We start from the raw sequence: 18095 nt of genomic DNA, 5'->3' as shown, positions 1-18095 counted from the left end.
CGGGGGTGCCCGGCTTCTCGCTGTCTGCGGGGGCGCGGAGCTGCGGACGGCGGATCTGCATCGCCCCGTCCGCGTGGCCCCGTCCGCCTCGCCCCGTCCATCTCGCCCCGTCCGCCTCGCCCCGTCCGCATCCCCCCGCGCAGCCGACTGGGAGGAATGCCACGGTCCCCGGGCGATGTCGCGCCTTCGCCTGGAACCGGCGGCTTTTGGGCGGTAACGTGGAGCGCCGTGCCGTGCTCTGGCGGTCCGGGTCGCGCAGGACGCGACCGCGGAGCGCGCCGAGCACGATGGCGAGGCAGGAAGCGCCGCGCAGGCTCACGCAGCCGGCACCCCCGGAGCGAGAGCCCTGCGGAGCGGCCCCTCGCGCACACAGCCTCATGGAAAGCAGTTCGATGCCCCCATCGACCATGCCCTCGCACGCCCAGAACCAGGAGCCCTCCCCGTCGGGGGCGCGCCCGCCGCGGTCGCGCCGCTGGCGCCGGCAGCGCGAGCAGCGGCTCGAGGTCGACGATGTCCTCGTCGTGAACACCTCGAAGATCCGCACCGCGATCGGCGGCACCGTCGTCGGCAACTTCATGGAGTGGTTCGACTTCGGCGTGTACGGCTACATGGCAATCCTCCTCGCCGAGCTCTTCTTCGACACGGGCGATGAGAGCCTCGACCTCCTGCTGAGCCTGCTGGCCTTCGCCGTCAGCTTCCTCGTGCGCCCCCTCGGCGGGGTCGTCCTCGGCCCCCTCGGGGACCGGATCGGTCGGCAGAAGGTCCTGTTCTTCACGATGGCGATGATGGCGATCGCCACCGCGCTGATCGGCGTGCTGCCGACGTACGAGCAGGTCGGCATCTGGGCGGCCTTCGCGCTGTATGCGCTGAAGCTCATCCAGGGCTTCTCCACCGGAGGCGAGTACGCCGGCGCCACCACCTACGTCGCCGAGTTCTCCCCGGATCGCAAGCGCGGCTACTACTCCTCGTTCCTCGACGTGGGCAGCTACCTGGGCTTCGCGGCGGGCGCGGGCAGCGTGGCGCTCACGCACCTGCTTGCCGTCCAGGTGGGCGGTCCCGATGCGATGGCCGAGTGGGGCTGGCGCATCCCGTTCCTCCTCGCCATTCCGCTGGGCGCGGTCGCGATCTACCTGCGGGCCCGGATCCCCGAGACCCCGGCGTTCGAGGACACCGATGCCGCTCCGGCTCCGGTCGTCCACCCCGATGAGGCCGACCCCTCGGCCATCGGGATGCGCAAGGGCGTGGGCGGCATCCTCCGCTGGCACTGGCGGGAGCTGCTGATCGCGATCGCGATCGTCGCGGCGACCAACACCGCGGGCTACGCGCTGACCAGCTACATGCCCACCTACCTCGGCGGGCAGTTCGGCTACAACGAGATGGTGAGCGCGGCGGCCACGATCCCGGCGCTGATCGCGCTGGCGATCGGCATCCCGCTGTTCGGGAAGCTGTCGGACAGGATCGGCCGCCGGAAGGTGTACCTCGGCGCTGCCTTCGCGAGCGTTGCGCTGATCGCGCCGGCCTTCGCCGTCATGCACCTCGGATCGTTCTGGGCCATCCAGGGCGCGATGTTCATCGTGGCGCTCCCGGTCGCGATGTGGATCGCCGGCAGTGCGGCGACGCTGCCCGCGCTCTTCCCCACGGCGAGCCGCTACGGCGCGATGGGGATCGCCTACAACATCTCGGTCTCCCTCTTCGGCGGGACGACCCCGCTGATCTCGCAGTACCTGGTCGACCTCACCGGGAACTCGTACATGCCGGCGTTCTGGATCATGGGCTTCGGCGTCCTTGGCGGGATCGCAGTGCTGTGCATGCGCGAGACCGCGCAGCGCCCGCTGCTGGGGTCGTTCCCCACGGTCGAGACGACGGCGGAGGCCGTGGAGATCGTCGAGGGCCAGGAGGAGAACCCCCTGCTGGATGTGGCGGAGATGCCGATCCCCGGCACCCCGGCGGCCCCGGTGATCGTCGGCGAGCTGGACGACTAGGGCCGAGTGATCGACCCGGCGACCGCCTGATCCGTCCCCCGCTCTCCCGTGCCCCTGCAGGCGCGGGGGAGCGGGGGAGCGGCTCGCCAGCCGGTGATCCGGCGTTCACACGGGGCGCTGCCATGAGCAAGGACACAGCACCGGGCCCGCGCACCCCTACCAGGGGGCGCGGGCCTCGCGTATGCTTGAACGGTTGCTGATCCCCGCGGATCACGTCGGCCCCGGCCGGCGCTGCGGGAGGAAGCGGACGGCAGCGTCCGACTTCCGACGGAGACCTCGTGCCACCGGCTCTCACGAGCCACGCGGTGCGTCTGAGTCCGCCGGAGGGTTTTTTGTTGCCGTTGCAGCATGCAATGGTCCATCGATCCGTTCCGTCAGGCTCGGCATCCCCGCTGCGGCGGGGGAGTGAGAACCGGCGAGACGACAGGAGTACTGAGTGATTCAGCAGGAGTCGCGACTGCGCGTCGCCGACAACACGGGTGCCAAGGAGATTCTCTGCATCCGCGTTCTCGGTGGCTCCGGTCGCCGTTACGCAAGCATCGGCGACACCATCGTGGCGACCGTCAAGGACGCCATCCCCGGTGGAAACGTCAAGAAGGGCGATGTGGTCAAGGCCGTCATCGTCCGCACCAGCAAGGAGCGTCGGCGTGCCGACGGCTCCTACATCCGCTTCGACGAGAACGCGGCGGTGATCCTCAAGAACGACGGCGAGCCTCGCGGCACGCGCATCTTCGGCCCGGTGGGCCGCGAGCTGCGCGACAAGCGGTTCATGAAGATCATCTCGCTGGCACCGGAGGTGCTGTGATGACGAAGATGAATATCAAGAAGGGCGATCTGGTCCAGGTCATCACCGGCCGTTCCAGCGACGCCGACAAGGCTGCCAAGCGCGGTCTGACCCCCGGTGACAAGGGCAAGCAGGGTCGCGTTCTCGAGGTCTTCCCCGAGACGCAGCGCGTTCTGGTCGAGGGCGTCAACGCTCGCACCCGCCACCTCCGCGCCACCCAGCAGGGCGGCGCCGGCGGCATCGAGCAGCGCGAGGCACCGATCCACGTGTCGAACGTGGCTCTCGTGGATCCCGAGGACAGCAAGCCGACCAAGGTCGGCTACCGCGTGGAGACCGTGGAGCTCGAGAACGGCCGCACCAAGCAGGTCCGCGTGCGCTTCGCGAAGCGCTCCGGGAAGGACATCTGATGTCGGAGACCACCACCGCCACCCAGGCCCCTGAGACCCCGCGCCTGAAGACCAGGTACCGCGAGGAGATCAAGGGCGCTCTGACCGAGCAGTTCGGCTACGGCAACGTCATGCTCGTGCCCGGCCTGACCAAGATCGTCGTGAACATGGGCGTCGGCGACGCCGCTCGCGACTCGAAGGTGATCGACGGCGCGATCCGCGACCTCACCACCATCACCGGTCAGAAGCCCCAGGTCACCAAGGCCCGCAAGTCCATCGCGCAGTTCAAGCTGCGCGAGGGCATGCCGATCGGCGCGCACGTCACGCTGCGCGGCGACCGCATGTGGGAGTTCCTCGACCGCCTGCTGTCGACCGCTCTTCCCCGCATCCGCGACTTCCGCGGCCTCTCGGCGAAGCAGTTCGACGGCCAGGGCAACTACACCTTCGGTCTCACGGAGCAGGTCATGTTCCACGAGATCGATCAGGACAAGATCGATCGCACCCGTGGCATGGACATCACCGTCGTCACCACCGCGAAGACCGACGATGAGGGACGCGCGCTGCTGAAGCTGCTCGGGTTCCCCTTCAAGGAGAACTGACATGGCCAAGACAGCACTGATCAAGAAGCAGGAGCGCACCCCGAAGTTCGGCGTGCGGGCCTACACCCGGTGCCAGCGGTGCGGTCGTCCGCACTCTGTGTACCGCAAGTTCGGGCTGTGCCGCGTGTGCCTGCGCGAGATGGCTCACCGCGGTGAGCTCCCCGGCGTCACGAAGAGCAGCTGGTAAGGACTATCGCCACAGGTCCCCATTCGCGCACCAGCGCGCGTTCGGGGGAAACCAGGTGAGGAAGAAGCAAATGACATGACCATGACAGACCCGATCGCGGACATGCTGACGCGCGTGCGGAACGCATCCGGTGCGTACCACGAGACCGTGTCCATGCCGTACTCGAATCTGAAGAACGGCATCGCGCAGATCCTGAAGGCCGAGGGCTACATCTCGGACTGGAAGGAAGAGGAGGCCGAGGTCGGCAAGAACCTCGTCCTCGTGCTGAAGTACGGCCAGAGCCGCGAGCGCGCCATCTCCGGTGTGCGCCGCATCTCGAAGCCCGGCCTTCGCGTGTACGCCAAGTCCACCAACCTGCCCAAGGTCCTCGGCGGCCTGGGCGTGGCGATCCTGTCCACGTCCAGCGGTCTCCTGACCGACAAGCAGGCAGCCAAGAAGGGTGTGGGTGGGGAAGTCCTCGCCTACATCTGGTGAGCGGGAGAGGAGCAGCAATATGTCCCGCATCGGACGCCTGCCGGTCGTAGTGCCGGCCGCAGTTCAGAACGTGAGCATCGAGGGCCAGACCGTCACGGTCACCGGCCCCAAGGGCGAGCTCAGCCACGTCGTGCCCACCCCCCTCGCGGTCTCCCGCGATGAGGACGGCGCGATCGTCGTGGAGCGCCCCGACGAGCACCGCGACAACAAGGCCCTCCACGGCCTGACGCGGACGCTCATCCACAACATGGTCCTCGGTGTCACCGAGGGCTACACCAAGAAGCTGGAGATCGTCGGCACCGGTTACCGCGTGACCGCCAAGGGCTCGGACCTCGAGTTCGCCCTGGGCTTCTCGCACCCGGTCATCGTGAAGGCCCCCGAGGGCATCACGTTCGCCGTCGAGACGCCGACCAAGTTCTCCGTGAGCGGCATCGACAAGCAGCTGGTCGGCGAGACCTCTGCGAAGATCCGCAAGATCCGCAAGCCCGAGCCCTACAAGGGCAAGGGCGTGCGCTACGCGGACGAGGTCGTGCTGCGCAAGGCCGGAAAGGCTGGTAAGTGATCATGGGATTCGCAGAGAAGCACACCGTCGGCTCCCGCGGCAGCCGCCTGCGCGCACGTGGCCGTCGCCACCTGCGTGTGCGCCGCCGCGTCGTGGGCACCGCAGAGCGCCCCCGTCTGGTGGTCACCCGCAGCCAGCGCCACATGTTCGTGCAGATCGTGGACGACGCCAAGGGCCTCACCCTGGCGTCCGCCTCGACCATGGAGTCCGATCTCCGCTCTTCCGAGGGCACGAAGTCGGACAAGGCCCGCACGGTCGGCACCCTGGTGGCCGAGCGCGCGAAGGCCGCTGGCATCGACGCGGTCGTCTTCGATCGCGGCGGCAACAAGTACCACGGCCGCGTGGCCGCGGTCGCCGACGGCGCCCGCGAAGCCGGCCTGGCACTGTGACGGCCCCCCGGACACAGGACGAGAAGAGGAACTGATATGGCTGCACAGCAGCGAAACAGCGGTCCCGCGGCCTCCGGTCGTGGCCGCGAGGGCACCGCAACGGGTGCCGGCACCGAGGAGCGCGGCGGCGATCGCCGCGGCGGCGGGCGTCGCGGCGAGGGCCGCGGCGGTCGTCAGCAGGAGGCCGAGAAGTCGAACTTCCTCGAGCGCGTGGTGAGCATCAACCGCGTCTCGAAGGTCGTCAAGGGCGGCCGTCGATTCTCCTTCACGGCCCTCGTGGTCGTGGGCGACGGCGACGGCACCGTCGGTGTCGGCTACGGCAAGGCCAAGGAGGTGCCCGCGGCGATCGCCAAGGGCGTCGAGGAGGCGAAGAAGAACTTCTTCCGCGTCCCCCGCATCCAGGGCACCGTGGTCCACCCCGTGCAGGGCGAGGCCGCAGCCGGCGTCGTCATGCTCCGCCCGGCAGCACCCGGCACCGGCGTGATCGCCGGCGGCCCTGTGCGCGCCGTGCTCGAGTGCGCGGGCGTCAACGACGTGCTGAGCAAGTCGCTCGGCTCGACCAACGCCATCAACATCGTGCGCGCCACCGTGGCTGCTCTCCAGCAGCTCGAGGAGCCCGAGGCAGTCGCGGCTCGCCGCGGCCTCCCCGTCGAGGACGTCGCTCCGGCGCCGCTCCTGCGGGCTCAGGCAGCCGGCCGCGCCGCGGCCCGTGCCGCGAAGGCAGGTGTGTGATGCAGCTCAAGGTGACCCAGGTCCGTTCCGAGATCGGTGGGACCAAGCCCCAGCGTGCGACCCTGCGCGGCCTCGGCCTCAAGCGCATCGGCGACACGGTGGTCAAGGAGGATCGTCCTGAGATCCGCGGCATGATCAACGCCGTCGCTCATCTCGTGACGTTCGAAGAGGTGGACTGACCATGACTGAGAACAACAACCAGAGCCCCCTGAAGCTCCACGACCTGCACCCCGCGCCCGGTGCCAAGACCGCGCGCACCCGTGTGGGCCGCGGTGAGGCCAGCAAGGGCAAGACCGCCGGACGTGGCACCAAGGGCACCAAGGCCCGCTACCAGGTCAAGGCGGGCTTCGAGGGCGGGCAGATGCCGCTGCACATGCGGCTTCCGAAGCTGCGCGGCTTCACCAACCCCTTCCGCGTCGAGTACCAGGTCGTGAACCTGTCGGACCTGCAGGAGCTCTTCCCGCAGGGCGGCACCGTCACGGTCGAGGATCTCGTCGCCAAGGGCGCCGTGCGCAAGAACCAGCTCGTCAAGGTGCTGGGCACCGGAGACATCAGCGTCAAGCTGGACATCTCCGCGCAGAAATTCTCCGCTTCGGCGGAGCAGAAGATCACGGCGGCCGGTGGCACTGCCACCATCGTGTGAGGTCTTCTGACGCATCGACGAGCGACCGTCTTTGACGGGGCACCGCGGCGGGCAATAGCCTGTCCCGCGGTGCCCCGTCGGCATTCCCGGACCCTGCGCAGCGCGCGGTCCGCGCGGTCCGCGCACGGCGGGCCCCTTCGAAGGGAGACAGGTGAACGCGTTCATCCGAGCGTTCCGCACACCGGAGCTGAGGGCGAAGATCTTCTTCACCCTGGCGCTGCTGGCCATCTACCGCCTGGGCGTGTTCGTCCCGACCCCCGGCTTCGATCCCACCAATGTCATGGTGTGCGCGGAGTCTGCGGCGTCCGGCCAGGGCGGGAACGTGCTGGGGATGGTGAACCTGTTCTCCGGCGGCGCACTGCTGCAGCTGTCGATCTTCTCCCTCGGCGTGATGCCCTACATCACCGCCTCGATCATCATCCAGCTGCTCCGGGTGGTGATCCCCCGCTTCGAGGCCCTGCACAAGGAGGGCCAGGCGGGCACAGCCAAGCTCACCCAGTACACGCGCTACCTCACGATCGGCCTCGCACTGCTGCAGGCCACCACGATCATCACCCTGGTGCGCACCGGCCAGTTCTTCGTCGGCTGCAACCTCACCCTCGTGCCCGACCAGTCCCTCCCCACCCTGATCCTCATGGTGGTGACGATGACCGTCGGCACGGTGCTGATCATGTGGTTCGGCGAGCTCATCACCGAGCGCGGCATCGGCAACGGCATGTCGCTGCTGATCTTCCTGTCCATCGCCGCGGCGTTCCCCGTCTCGATGGGCCAGATCTGGCAGCTCCAGGGCTGGATGACCTTCGCCCTGATCATCATGATGGCGCTCGTGGTGATGATCGGCGTCGTCTTCGTCGAGCAGTCGCAGCGCCGCATCCCCGTGCAGTACGCGAAGCGCATGGTCGGCCGCCGCATGTACGGCGGCACCTCCACCTACATCCCGATCAAGGTGAACCAGGCCGGAGTCATCCCGATCATCTTCGCCTCCTCGATCCTCGCCCTGCCGCAGCTGATCGCCTCCTTCCGGCCTGAGTCGGCCTGGGCGCAGTGGATCAACGCCCACCTCGTGATGGGTTTCAGCTTCTCGTGGATCTACGCGGCCGTGTACGTCGCCCTGATCATCTTCTTCGCCTTCTTCTACGTCTCGATCACCTTCAACGCGGAGGAGATCGCCGACAACATGAAGAAGTACGGCGGCTTCGTGCCGGGCGTGCGCGCCGGCAAGCCGACGGAGCGGTACCTGCAGTACGTCATCAACCGCATCCAGTCCGCGGGTGCGGTCTACCTCGCAGTGATCTCCCTGATCCCCCTGTTCGCCCTGGTGTACCTGGGCGCCAACCAGAACTTCCCGCTCGGCGGCGCCTCGCTGCTGATCATCATCGGCGTGGGCCTGGACACGGTGAAGCAGATCGACGCGAAGCTCCAGCAGCACCACTACGAAGGGATCCTCCGTTGATCGACACCGAAGGCACCGCCCCCGCCGGCGACCCCGGCCACGTCCCGTTCCGCCTGCTCATCGTCGGCCCTCCCGGAGCGGGCAAGGGCACCCAGGCGGCCCGCCTCGCCGAGGCGCTGCGGATCCCCGCGATCTCCACCGGGGACATCTTCCGCGCCAACGTCGGCGCGAAGACCGAGCTCGGCGTCCTCGCCCAGTCCTACATGGACCGCGGCGAGTACGTGCCCGACTCGGTCACCAATGACATGGTGCGCTCGCGCCTCGCGGAGGCCGATGCGCAGGGCGGCTTCCTGCTCGACGGGTACCCGCGCACCCTCGACCAGGTGCACGCGCTGGATGACATGCTCAGCGCGACCGGCGACGCCCTCGACGCCGTGCTCATGCTCGACGTCGACTTCGATGCTGTGATCGGCCGACTGGTCGAGCGCGGCCGCGAGCTCGGTCGCAGCGACGACACCGAGGAGACGATCCGCCGGCGCATCGAGGTCTACGCCGAGCAGACCGCGCCGCTGGTCGCGCTCTTCGAGGAGCGCGGGCTCCTGCGCCGCGTGGACGGAATGGCGAGCATCGACGAGGTCACCGCCGCCCTGCTGGCCGCTCTCGAGCAGCGGTGAGCAGGTTCTCCCGCCCGAAGGTGGAGCTGAAGACTCCTGAGCAGATCGCGATCATGCGGCGCAGCGGACTGCTGCTCTCGCAGGTGCACGACATGCTCGCGGAGCACATCCGGCCCGGCATCACGACCGCTCGTCTCGACGCTCTCGCCGAGGAGATGATCCGGGACCACGGCGCCACTCCGAACTTCCTCGGCTACCACGGCTACCCGGCGTCGCTCTGCATCAGCGTGAACGAGGTCGTCGTCCACGGCATCCCCGGGGCCCAGGCGCTGGCCGAGGGGGACATCGTCTCGATCGACGGCGGCTGCATCGTCGACGGCTGGCATTCGGATGCGGCCCGCACCCACATCGTGGGCGCGCCCCGCAGCGAGGCTGACGCCCGGCTGGTCGAGGTCACCCGCGAGGCGATGTGGCAGGGCATCGCGGCACTGGCAGGCGCGCAGCGCGTCGGAGAGATCGGCGGCGCGATCGAGGACTTCGTGACGGAGGCCGTGGGGGAGGAGCTCTCGCACCTCGAGGACTTCGGCGGCCACGGCATCGGGACGGCCATGCACCAGCCCCCGGACGTCATGAACTACCGCACGCGCGATCGCGGCCCGAAGGTCGTGCCCGGCATGTGCCTCGCGATCGAGCCGATGCTCATCCAGGGCCCAAGCGACTGGGAGATGGACGAAGACGAGTGGACGATCCGCGTCACCGGGGGAGGCCGCGCCGCCCATGAGGAGCACTCCGTGGCCGTCACCCGCGAGGGTCTCGTGGTGCTCACGGCGGCCGACGGCGGCGCCGCCGAGCTGTCCGCGCGGGGCGTCACCGCCGCTCCGGACCCGCTCGCAGCTGCTTGAGCCCTGCCACCGGCGGCCGGCCACGGGGCTGGCCGGCGGCAGGCGCAGCACCGATGCCGACGGCGCGGTCGGAGGCGGCAGCGCGTCGGGATGCTTCCGCTTTCCAGGCGCTGACGTGCACGGAAGGTGATGGGCGTCATCCCGTAAGCCCCTCTCGCTTCCGCCTCTCGACGGGTAGGATGGTCGATCGGGTGTGCTCCGTTCGCGCGTGGGCCCGCCCAGCGCAGCCGTCGTCGCGGTCACCGGCCCGGCAGGGTGCGCATGGAAACAGGCGCGAGACCCTGCCCCGCAGCTGCGGAGGCCGGGAGATAGGGGAGGCATGGCCAAGAAGGACGGCGTGATCGAGGTCGAAGGCACCGTCATGGAGGCGCTCGCGAACGCGCGCTTCCGTGTGGAGCTGGAGAACGGGCACAAGGTGCTCGCCCACATCTCCGGCAAGATGCGTCAGCACTACATCCGCATCCTCCCGGCAGACCGTGTGGTCGTCGAGCTGAGCCCCTACGACCTGGACAAGGGCCGCATCGTCTACCGCTACAAGTGATCCGCCTGCTCGCGCTCCGGCGCGCAGAGGCGGTGGGGGCGCCCCGGCGTCCACGAACCCACGAGAAGGAATCATGAAGGTCAACCCGAGCGTCAAGCCGATCTGCGACAAGTGCAAGGTGATCCGTCGCCACTCGCGCGTCATGGTCATCTGCTCCAACCCGCGGCACAAGCAGCGCCAGGGCTGAGCGGAGAGATCCGCGAAGTCCGGTCGCCGGCGGCCGTGCTCAGCCCCCGGGCTGAGCGGAGGGAGATCTGATCTCCCGCACCGGGCCTGAGGGCCCCGAGCAGATCTGGGGCAGCAGCCCCGCGCAGGACCGGGGCGCAAGCCCCATGCAGGTCAGGGGCGAGAGCCCCGTGCAGTACTGGGGCGCAAGCCCCGCACAACAGAAGAGACAGCATCACCGGCACGGGGTCTCCCCGGTCCGGCCACCCGCAGTCGGAGGCTGCGGCGCACGCCCATGGCGATGCGGGATGCTGGCTCAGGCCTCCGAGAACAAGTAGGAGAACTGCCTCATGGCACGTCTGGTTGGTGTAGACCTTCCGCGCGAGAAGCGCCTGGAGATCGCCCTGACGTACATCTACGGCGTGGGTCGGACCCGCGCCCTCGAGACTCTCGCCGCCACCGGCGTCTCGGGCGACATCCGTGTGCGCGACCTGTCCGAGGAGGACCTGGTCAAGCTGCGCGACCACATCGAAGCGAACTTCCGGGTCGAGGGCGATCTGCGACGCGAGGTCGCAGCCGACATCCGCCGCAAGGTCGAGATCGGCAGCTACGAGGGCCTTCGCCACCGTCGCGGCCTGCCCGTGCACGGTCAGCGCACCAAGACCAACGCGCGCACCCGCAAGGGCCCGAAGCGCACCGTCGCGGGCAAGAAGAAGGCCCGCTGACATTCGGGCTCCCCGCCCAGCAGTCACTCCGCGCCGCTGATCCAGCGGGCGCACAGATCATCTGAACCCATCCGAGGAGTTCCGCCGCATGGCTACAAAGACCCGCCAGGCCGGTGCGCGCAAGCCGCGTCGCAAGGTCAGCAAGAACGTTGTGAACGGTCAGGCTCACATCAAGAGCACGTTCAACAACACCATCGTCTCGATCACCGATCCCACCGGTGCCGTCATCTCCTGGGCCTCCGCCGGCCAGGTCGGCTTCAAGGGCTCGCGCAAGTCGACCCCCTACGCCGCGCAGATGGCCGCCGAGGCCGCCGCCCGCCGCGCGCAGGAGCACGGCATGAAGAAGGTCGACGTCTTCGTCAAGGGCCCCGGCTCCGGCCGCGAGACCGCGATCCGCTCGCTCACCGCTGCAGGCCTCGAGGTCGGCTCCATCCAGGACGTCACCCCCCAGGCCCACAACGGCACCCGTCAGCCGAAGCGCCGCCGCGTCTGATGCAGATGCGGGCCCCGGCAGCGCTGCGTGCGGCCGGGGCTGCGTCTCGAGTCCACTCACCCGTCTTGAGCGTCATATGGCGGACGCTCGCAGAAAGGACACTCAGTGCTCATTGCACAGCGCCCCACGCTGACCGAAGAGGTCGTGTCGGAGTACCGCTCCCGGTTCGTCATCGAGCCGCTGGAGCCCGGGTTCGGCTACACGCTCGGCAATTCGCTGCGCCGCACCCTCCTGTCGTCCATCCCCGGTGCGGCGGTCACGTCGATCCGCATCGACGGCGTGCTGCACGAGTTCAGCACCGTCCCCGGGGTCCGCGAGGACATCACCGAGGTCATCCTCAACATCAAGAACCTCGTCGTCTCCTCGGAGAACGACGAGCCCGTCGTGATGTACCTCCGCAAGGAGGGCGAGGGCCAGGTCACCGCTGCGGACATCACCCCGCCCGCTGGGGTCGAGGTCCACAACCCCGATCTCCACATCGCGACCCTGAACTCCACGGGCCGCCTGGAGATCGAGCTCGTCGTGGAGCGCGGCCGCGGCTACGTCTCCGCCGCCCAGAACAAGGGCGTGGACGCCGAGATCGGCCGCGTGCCGATCGACTCGATCTACTCGCCCGTGCTCAAGGTGACCTACAAGGTCGAGGCGACCCGCGTCGAGCAGCGCACCGACTTCGATCGCCTGATCGTGGATGTCGAGACGAAGCCGGCGATCTCGCCGCGCGACGCCGTCGCCTCCGCGGGCAAGACCCTGGTGGAGCTGTTCGGCCTCGCGCACGAGCTCAACTCCGAGGCCGAGGGCATCGAGATCGGCCCGTCGCCGACCGACCAGGCGATGGCCCAGGATCTGGCTCTGCCGATCAGCGACCTCAACCTCACGGTGCGGTCGTACAACTGCCTCATGCGCGAGGGCGTGCACACCGTCGGTGAGCTCACCGGTCGCTCGGAGGCCGATCTGCTGGACATCCGCAACTTCGGCCAGAAGTCGATCGACGAGGTCAAGGCCAAGCTGGCCGATCTCGGGCTCGCACTGAAGGACTCGCCCCCCGGGTTCGATCCGTCCGCCATCGCCAGCTATGACGACGATGACGACTTCGGCGACCAGTACTGACCTTTTGATCCTCTAGGAGAACGACAATGCCTACTCCCACCAAGGGTGCGCGCATGGGCGGTTCGCCCTCGCACCAGCGGCAGATCCTGGCGAGCCTCGCCACGGAGCTATTCCGCCACAAGTCCATCACCACCACCGAGTCGCGCGCGCGCCGTCTGCGCCCGTACGCGGAGCGCCTGGTGACCTTCGGCAAGAAGGGCGATCTCGCCTCGCGCCGTCGCGTCATGCGCGTGATCAACGACCGCGGTGTCGTCCACGCCCTGTTCGAGGAGATCGCTCCGCAGTTCTCCGAGCGTCCGGGCGGCTACACCCGCATCACCAAGATCGGCCCCCGCAAGGGCGACAACGCCCCCATGGCGGTCATCGAGCTGGTCTCCGAGGCGTACTCGCCGAAGCAGGCCGTGGTGAAGGAGGCCGAGGGCGCGACCAAGAGCGCTTCCAAGGCCGCCCCCGCCGCCGAGGCCGAGACCGTCGAGGCTCCCGCTGCTGAGACCGCCGAGGTCGAGGCGACCGAGACCGAGGCGCCCGCCGCTGAGGCCGCCGAGGACGGGAAGGCCTGAGCCCTCGCGTCCCCGCAGCATGAGAAGGCCCGCCGAGCATCTGCTCGGCGGGCCTTCTCCGTGTCCGGGTGCCTAGGAGCGCCTCACCGGCTACATTGGAGAGGACGGCTCCCTCTGCGGGGCCGCTCACGCCGCCCTTCCCCGACCGGCGAGGAGTCCCCGATGACCAGAGCTCTGCCCGGCTCGAGACCGGCCGCTCCGCACAGACGCATTCCGTCCCGCCGAGCGGTGCTGCTGGCGGGTGCCGCTGCTCTTCCCGCCGCTGCGACCCTCGGCACTGTCGCGGTCGCGTCGCCCGCGCACGCAGATCCCGCTGTCACCGGCGGGGAGACCCGCACTCTGGATCTCGAGCTCTCCTCCCTTCCGCAGCGCCCGACCGCCGAGGGCAGCTCGGCACGCGTGATCGCCGGGATCCGCGCCACGATGCTCGGTGCCACGTGGCAGGGCGAGGGGCCCGATGTCGCTGCGGCGCGCGGCCTCGACCTGGACGGCACGTGGTCGGATTGGATCCCGCTGGAGATCGCGATCGATCCCGAAGCGGGCACCGTCCTGGACGCGCTCGAGCCGTCCTGGCTCGGCGCGGTGCAGGAGATCGAGCTCGTCGCCACCCGCGAGGGCGAGGACGCCACCTCCGTGATGACGGCCCATGTGCTCACCACGTCTCCCGCGGCGCCGGATCCTCTGATCGATGCAGGTCAGGCGCCGTCGGCCGGACCGGCGACGCCGGAGGCGGTGGCGCAGAACGAGGCCGGAGCCCAGTCCGACTCCGCTTCGTCCGTCGTCATCCCGAGCGGAGGCGGGGCCGGCGGCACCGCTCCGACCGGTGGTGGGCGCCGGATGCTGCGCCTCCCCGGTGGAGGCCTCGCTCCGATGGCGCCGACCGCGGCAGCCGAAGCCCTTCTGCTCGCCCCCGATGCGCCCGTGGTCATCGCGCGCTCGGCATGGGGCGCCGACGAGACTCTCGGCAGCGGTGTCAGCGGCGCCGACGACCTCCGGGCCGTCGTCGTGCACCACACGGCAGGAACGAACTCCTACTCGCAGGCGGACGTCCCGCAGATCCTGCGCGGGATCCACAGCTACCACACCCGTACCCTCGGCTGGGCGGACGTCGGCTACAACGTGCTGGTCGACAAGTTCGGTCGCCTCTACGAAGGCCGCAAGGGCGGGCTCCACCGGAACATCGTCGGCGCCCATGCCCGCGGGTTCAACGCGGAGACGTTCGGCATCAGCGTGATGGGCGACTACATGAGCGCGGCCCCGCCGCAGGTCGCGATGGATGCGCTCGTGGAGGCGATCTCCTGGAAGCTCGGAGGGGCCTTCCGCTCGAGCAGCTCTGAGTCCGCGCCGCATCAGGTCGCCGTATCGGGGACGAAGTGGCCGGTCGGCGCCACTGTGAGCCTGCAGCGCGTCACCTCGCATCGGGACGTGAACTACACCGACTGCCCCGGCAACGCGTTCTACGCGCGCATGGGCGTCCTGAGGACTTCGGTGCAGTCCCGCCTGGACCGTCGCTGGCGCGCGCACCGCGATGCCTTCACGGCGGCGGGCGGCTCTGCGGTGCTCGGCACTGTGCGGGAGATCGCGCACGTGGAGGGCGCCTATCTGGTGACGCGCCTGACCGCCGGGGCGGTCCTCAGCCCCGCAGGACAGCCGGATGCGGCGCGCGTCTCGGCGTTCAGCGAGTGGGATCCCTCCTGGGGGCTGCCCGTGGAGGGGATCCGGTCTGCCGGCAACCGGCGCGTGCAGCCCTTCGAGAGCGGCGTCGCCTCAGTCGAGAACGGACAGGTGCGCTTCGTGCCGCGCCGATTCGCGGACGTCGAGCCTCAGCGCCAGTTCTATCTGGAGGTGAACGATCTCGCGGCGCGCGGCATCGCGACGGGCTGGCCCGACGGCACGTTCCGGCCGGATGCCAGCCACGCCCGTGACGCGATGGTCGTCTACGTGCACCGGGCGCTCGGGGCCCCTGACGTCGCTCTCCCCGCACGCTCGCCGTTCCGAGATCTCACGCCGTCCACGCAGTTCTACCGCGAGATTGTGTGGGCGCATCAGGCCGGCATCGTCCAGGGCTGGCCTGATGGCACGTTCCGACCGACCGCTCCCATCGAGCGCGGGGCGGTGGCTGCATTCCTGCACCGCGCCGCGGGGTCGCCCCAGACTACGGCAGCGCCGACCTTCTCGGACGTTCCCGCGAGCCATCAGTTCGCCCGCGAGATCGCATGGTGCGCGAGCGCGGGGATCACCACCGGCTGGCCCGATGGGACCTTCCGTCCCGATGCCCTCATCGGACGCGAGGCCATGGCCGCATTCACTCTGCGCTGGCTGGCGGCCATCGGGCGCTGAGCCCATACGGCCGGCGGCGTCCCCGCCCTCGGCCCGCCCACCACAGATCCGGGCCGTCATACCCGACGAGGAGAGTCCATGCGCGCTGCGCTGCTGTGCGATGTCGATCAGACCGTCTACCACGTGGGAGACGAGGCGATCGCCGATGCCAGCGCAGCCATGCTGCGCGAGCGGGGCCATGAGGTGGTCATGCTCTCGCGCCATGAGAAGTACGGACCGGGCGGGGAGCCGCCCGCCCTCAGCATCCCGGCCCTGACCTTCCCCTGGTCCGTGACCGAACGCGTCCGCTACCTCGAGGAGATCCGCGCAGTCCTCCAGGGAGACGCCGGAGCGCTGCCCGCCCACGACAAGCTCTTCGGGATCATCGACGCCCTGCGGACCGTGGATGCACTGGTGATCGGAGGGGGCGGTTCGCTGAACTCGCGCTACGGCTGGCTGCTGAGCGAGCGCGTCGCGACCGCCCTCGTCGCCGCCCACCTCGGCAAGCCCGTCGTCCTGACCGGCCAGAGCCTCGGCCCGGAGCTCAGCGCCGCCGACGCCGCCCTGGTGGGGGAGATGCTCGACGTCTGCGTGCTCGCGGGGCTGCGCGACCCCGACAGCCTCTCTCTCGCCCGGTCGATCCGCCCCGATCATCCGCGGCTGCACGCCTGCGCGGACGATGCGACGGCCCTGGACCTGGCCGGCCTGAGCGGTCAGCCCGGCGCCAGCGCCGACGAGGAGGCCGAAGCGGATGCTGAGGCAGGCCCGGTGATCAGCGTGACCATCGGCTCGGACCCGTCCCCCCTGCCGCCCGAGGCATATGCTCCGCTGCTCGCGGAGGTCATCGACGCGGTCGCGGAGCGCACGGGAGGGCGGGTCGAGTTCGTGCCGCACATGGCCGACCCTGATGCGGGCGGAGGCGATGAGCGGGTCCATGCGGAGGTCGCGGCGCTGCTGCAGCACCCGAGCTCGCAGGCTCCGCTCGAGCTCGCCGCCGAGGCCGCCCTGCGCACTGCGCGTGCCGACTATGTGATCACCACGCGGTTCCACCCCGTCGTCTTCGGGGCGTCCAGCGGCGCGAGCGTGCTCGCCCTGCCGCTGAACCGGTACGGGATCTCCCGCATGCGCGGTGCGCTCTCGAATGCGGGGTGGTCCGACGCCGTGGTGCCGCTCGCTGCGCTCTGGAGGCCGGGATCCGGCACGCAGGAGACGGAGGACGCGAGCTCCGAGAGCAGTATCGATCGGTTCCTGCTCGCGCTCGTGGTCGATGAGCTGGTGGGGAGTCGCGAGTCCGAGAAGCACCACCTGGGCCGGTCAGCCTCGGTGCTCGAAGCTCGCGCGCGGAGCTGGTGGGACGCGGTGACCGCCGCGCTCGGAGGGCGTCTCGCAGACTGCGACGCCGCCGTGGAGTCGGCGCAGGAGCGCGCGCGTGCTCTGACGCGTATGCCCCGTTTCAGCCCGGACCTGCGGAGGTCGCTCGCGCAGTGGACGAGGGACGCGGGGGGTCAGGAGGCCGCGCCTCACGCCGCACCGACCTTCTCCGTCATCACCCGGACGAAGGATCGCGCGCTGATGCTGGACCGCGCGGTGCAGGATCTGCTCGCCCAGTCCCGCGCGGACTGGGAGATGATCATCGTGAACGACGGCGGGGAGCCCGCGGCGGTCGATGCCGTCGTGGACCGCTGGGCCCACGAGGCTGCCGGGCGCATCCGCGTGCTGCACAGCGTCTCGTCCTCGGGCATGGAGGCGGCGAGCAACCGTGGTCTCGCGGAGGCGCGAGCCGCGCTCGTCAGCGTCCACGACGACGACGACACCTGGAGCGCGACGTTCCTGCAGGAGACCGCGGCTCATCTCGCCGCGCACCCCGAGCAGCTGGCCGTCACGGTGCGCACCGAGATCATCCATGAGCATCTCGAGGGCGAGCACTTCGTGGAGGACTCGCGAGAGCTGAACCAGCCGCAGCTGCGCAGCATCCAGCTCAGCGATTTCATGGCGCTCAATCGCATGGCGCCGATCTCGCTGCTGTACCGCAGGGCGGTCCACGAGCGCCTGGGCGGATACGACGAGTCCCTTCCCGTCGTCGGCGATTGGGCGTTCCACCTCCTTCTGCTGCAGGAGACGAACGTCGGACTGCTGGATCGACCGCTCGCGCAGTGGCGGCTGCGGCCCGCGCAGGACGGTCCCGGCGGGAACTCCATGTTCATGAAGAGGGCGGAGCACCGCCACTTCGACGGGGTGCTGCGGGAGCGCTACTTCCAGGAGTGGGTCTCGCGCAATGGCATCGGCCTCCCTCTCCATCTCGCTCGGGAGCAGCGCGATCTCGAGGAGCGGCTCGGCGCCCGGATCGCGGGCCTCGAGGAGAGGATCGCGCAGCTCACCGCGGCTCTGGAGAATCGTGAGGGGCCGCCGAGGGCCTCGACTGCCGACACACTGGCGGCGCTTCCTGCCCGTACCCGTTCTCTGGCGGGACGGGCGGCGAGGAAGGTCTGGCGGGCAGCGAGGCGGGATTGACGAACTGCGGGGTCTTGTGACGTCGAT

Annotated in this window: 22 protein-coding genes; all 22 read left to right on the top strand. The window is 69.6% G+C overall.

What is annotated here, in order from left to right:
- Positions 1–392: 392 nt before the first annotated feature.
- Positions 393–1982 carry an MFS transporter gene (locus Bequi_RS05245; protein WP_249736914.1) on the top strand — a complete coding sequence of 530 codons (1590 nt, stop codon included), beginning with the start codon at positions 393–395 and terminating at the stop codon, positions 1980–1982.
- Positions 1983–2418: 436 nt separating this feature from the next.
- The gene (gene rplN, locus Bequi_RS05240; protein WP_249736913.1) at positions 2419–2787 is read left to right on the top strand and encodes a 50S ribosomal protein L14; all 369 of its coding nucleotides are present in this window, start codon (positions 2419–2421) and stop codon (positions 2785–2787) included.
- Positions 2787–3173: a 50S ribosomal protein L24 gene (rplX, locus tag Bequi_RS05235; RefSeq protein WP_249736912.1), complete on the top strand. Its 387-nt coding sequence runs from the start codon at positions 2787–2789 to the stop codon at positions 3171–3173. The genes rplN and rplX overlap by 1 nt, the downstream gene beginning before the upstream one ends.
- The gene (gene rplE, locus Bequi_RS05230) at positions 3173–3751 is read left to right on the top strand and encodes a 50S ribosomal protein L5 (protein ID WP_249736911.1); all 579 of its coding nucleotides are present in this window, start codon (positions 3173–3175) and stop codon (positions 3749–3751) included. Before rplX ends, rplE begins: the two co-directional genes overlap by 1 nt.
- Position 3752: 1 nt before the next feature.
- Positions 3753–3938 carry a type Z 30S ribosomal protein S14 gene (locus tag Bequi_RS05225; protein WP_249736910.1) on the top strand — a complete coding sequence of 62 codons (186 nt, stop codon included), beginning with the start codon at positions 3753–3755 and terminating at the stop codon, positions 3936–3938.
- Between the two features lie 75 nt (positions 3939–4013).
- Positions 4014–4412, top strand: coding sequence for a 30S ribosomal protein S8 (gene rpsH, locus Bequi_RS05220; protein ID WP_249736909.1), 399 nt, complete (start codon positions 4014–4016; stop codon positions 4410–4412).
- A 19-nt stretch (positions 4413–4431) separates the two neighbouring features.
- Entirely contained in the window at positions 4432–4974 is a 543-nt protein-coding gene (gene rplF / locus Bequi_RS05215; protein ID WP_249736908.1) for a 50S ribosomal protein L6, read from the top strand.
- Between the two features lie 2 nt (positions 4975–4976).
- Positions 4977–5363: a 50S ribosomal protein L18 gene (gene rplR / locus Bequi_RS05210; protein WP_249736907.1), complete on the top strand. Its 387-nt coding sequence runs from the start codon at positions 4977–4979 to the stop codon at positions 5361–5363.
- A gap of 36 nt (positions 5364–5399) precedes the next feature.
- Positions 5400–6095, top strand: coding sequence for a 30S ribosomal protein S5 (gene rpsE / locus Bequi_RS05205; protein WP_249736906.1), 696 nt, complete (start codon positions 5400–5402; stop codon positions 6093–6095).
- The gene (rpmD, locus tag Bequi_RS05200) at positions 6092–6274 is read left to right on the top strand and encodes a 50S ribosomal protein L30 (protein WP_347271972.1); all 183 of its coding nucleotides are present in this window, start codon (positions 6092–6094) and stop codon (positions 6272–6274) included. Before rpsE ends, rpmD begins: the two co-directional genes overlap by 4 nt.
- Before the next feature lie 2 nt (positions 6275–6276).
- Positions 6277–6738, top strand: coding sequence for a 50S ribosomal protein L15 (gene rplO, locus Bequi_RS05195; protein ID WP_249736904.1), 462 nt, complete (start codon positions 6277–6279; stop codon positions 6736–6738).
- 151 nt (positions 6739–6889) lie between these two features.
- Entirely contained in the window at positions 6890–8191 is a 1302-nt protein-coding gene (gene secY / locus Bequi_RS05190) for a preprotein translocase subunit SecY (RefSeq protein ID WP_249736903.1), read from the top strand.
- Entirely contained in the window at positions 8188–8805 is a 618-nt protein-coding gene (locus tag Bequi_RS05185; protein WP_249736902.1) for an adenylate kinase, read from the top strand. The genes secY and Bequi_RS05185 overlap by 4 nt, the downstream gene beginning before the upstream one ends.
- Positions 8802–9647, top strand: coding sequence for a type I methionyl aminopeptidase (map, locus tag Bequi_RS05180; RefSeq protein ID WP_249736901.1), 846 nt, complete (start codon positions 8802–8804; stop codon positions 9645–9647). Before Bequi_RS05185 ends, map begins: the two co-directional genes overlap by 4 nt.
- Before the next feature lie 319 nt (positions 9648–9966).
- Entirely contained in the window at positions 9967–10188 is a 222-nt protein-coding gene (infA, locus tag Bequi_RS05175; RefSeq protein ID WP_249736900.1) for a translation initiation factor IF-1, read from the top strand.
- A 73-nt stretch (positions 10189–10261) separates the two neighbouring features.
- Complete coding sequence (gene rpmJ / locus Bequi_RS05170; protein ID WP_249736899.1) at positions 10262–10375, top strand: 50S ribosomal protein L36; 114 nt, start codon at positions 10262–10264, stop codon at positions 10373–10375.
- 328 nt (positions 10376–10703) lie between these two features.
- Positions 10704–11078 (top strand): 30S ribosomal protein S13, encoded by a 375-nt coding sequence (rpsM, locus tag Bequi_RS05165; protein ID WP_249736898.1) that lies wholly within the window; start codon positions 10704–10706, stop codon positions 11076–11078.
- Positions 11079–11166: 88 nt separating this feature from the next.
- Entirely contained in the window at positions 11167–11571 is a 405-nt protein-coding gene (rpsK, locus tag Bequi_RS05160; protein WP_249736897.1) for a 30S ribosomal protein S11, read from the top strand.
- A gap of 105 nt (positions 11572–11676) precedes the next feature.
- Complete coding sequence (locus Bequi_RS05155; protein ID WP_249736896.1) at positions 11677–12678, top strand: DNA-directed RNA polymerase subunit alpha; 1002 nt, start codon at positions 11677–11679, stop codon at positions 12676–12678.
- Positions 12679–12704: 26 nt separating this feature from the next.
- Entirely contained in the window at positions 12705–13238 is a 534-nt protein-coding gene (rplQ, locus tag Bequi_RS05150) for a 50S ribosomal protein L17 (protein ID WP_249736895.1), read from the top strand.
- Between the two features lie 162 nt (positions 13239–13400).
- Entirely contained in the window at positions 13401–15578 is a 2178-nt protein-coding gene (locus tag Bequi_RS05145) for an S-layer homology domain-containing protein (RefSeq protein ID WP_249736894.1), read from the top strand.
- A gap of 78 nt (positions 15579–15656) precedes the next feature.
- The gene (locus Bequi_RS05140; protein WP_249736893.1) at positions 15657–18068 is read left to right on the top strand and encodes a polysaccharide pyruvyl transferase family protein; all 2412 of its coding nucleotides are present in this window, start codon (positions 15657–15659) and stop codon (positions 18066–18068) included.
- The last annotated feature ends 27 nt before the right edge of the window (positions 18069–18095 follow it).

This window comes from Brachybacterium equifaecis, from assembly GCF_023509525.1.
GTDB lineage: Bacteria > Actinomycetota > Actinomycetes > Actinomycetales > Dermabacteraceae > Brachybacterium > Brachybacterium equifaecis.
This window is presented reverse-complemented; position numbering and strand designations above follow the sequence as displayed.

Bases quoted from the DNA above. Each gene is read 5' to 3' on its own strand.
- Bequi_RS05245 (WP_249736914.1), top strand. From the start codon at position 393: ATGCCCCCATCGACCATGCCCTCGCACGCCCAGAACCAGGAGCCCTCC.
- rplE (WP_249736911.1), top strand. From the start codon at position 3,173: ATGTCGGAGACCACCACCGCCACCCAGGCCCCTGAGACCCCGCGCCTG.
- rpmJ (WP_249736899.1), top strand. From the start codon at position 10,262: ATGAAGGTCAACCCGAGCGTCAAGCCGATCTGCGACAAGTGCAAGGTG.
- rpsM (WP_249736898.1), top strand. From the start codon at position 10,704: ATGGCACGTCTGGTTGGTGTAGACCTTCCGCGCGAGAAGCGCCTGGAG.
- rpsH (WP_249736909.1), top strand. From the start codon at position 4,014: ATGACCATGACAGACCCGATCGCGGACATGCTGACGCGCGTGCGGAAC.
- infA (WP_249736900.1), top strand. From the start codon at position 9,967: ATGGCCAAGAAGGACGGCGTGATCGAGGTCGAAGGCACCGTCATGGAG.
- rplX (WP_249736912.1), top strand. From the start codon at position 2,787: ATGACGAAGATGAATATCAAGAAGGGCGATCTGGTCCAGGTCATCACC.
- rpsK (WP_249736897.1), top strand. From the start codon at position 11,167: ATGGCTACAAAGACCCGCCAGGCCGGTGCGCGCAAGCCGCGTCGCAAG.
- rplO (WP_249736904.1), top strand. From the start codon at position 6,277: ATGACTGAGAACAACAACCAGAGCCCCCTGAAGCTCCACGACCTGCAC.
- rpsE (WP_249736906.1), top strand. From the start codon at position 5,400: ATGGCTGCACAGCAGCGAAACAGCGGTCCCGCGGCCTCCGGTCGTGGC.
- Bequi_RS05225 (WP_249736910.1), top strand. From the start codon at position 3,753: ATGGCCAAGACAGCACTGATCAAGAAGCAGGAGCGCACCCCGAAGTTC.
- rplR (WP_249736907.1), top strand. From the start codon at position 4,977: ATGGGATTCGCAGAGAAGCACACCGTCGGCTCCCGCGGCAGCCGCCTG.
- Bequi_RS05140 (WP_249736893.1), top strand. From the start codon at position 15,657: ATGCGCGCTGCGCTGCTGTGCGATGTCGATCAGACCGTCTACCACGTG.
- Bequi_RS05145 (WP_249736894.1), top strand. From the start codon at position 13,401: ATGACCAGAGCTCTGCCCGGCTCGAGACCGGCCGCTCCGCACAGACGC.
- rplF (WP_249736908.1), top strand. From the start codon at position 4,432: ATGTCCCGCATCGGACGCCTGCCGGTCGTAGTGCCGGCCGCAGTTCAG.
- rplQ (WP_249736895.1), top strand. From the start codon at position 12,705: ATGCCTACTCCCACCAAGGGTGCGCGCATGGGCGGTTCGCCCTCGCAC.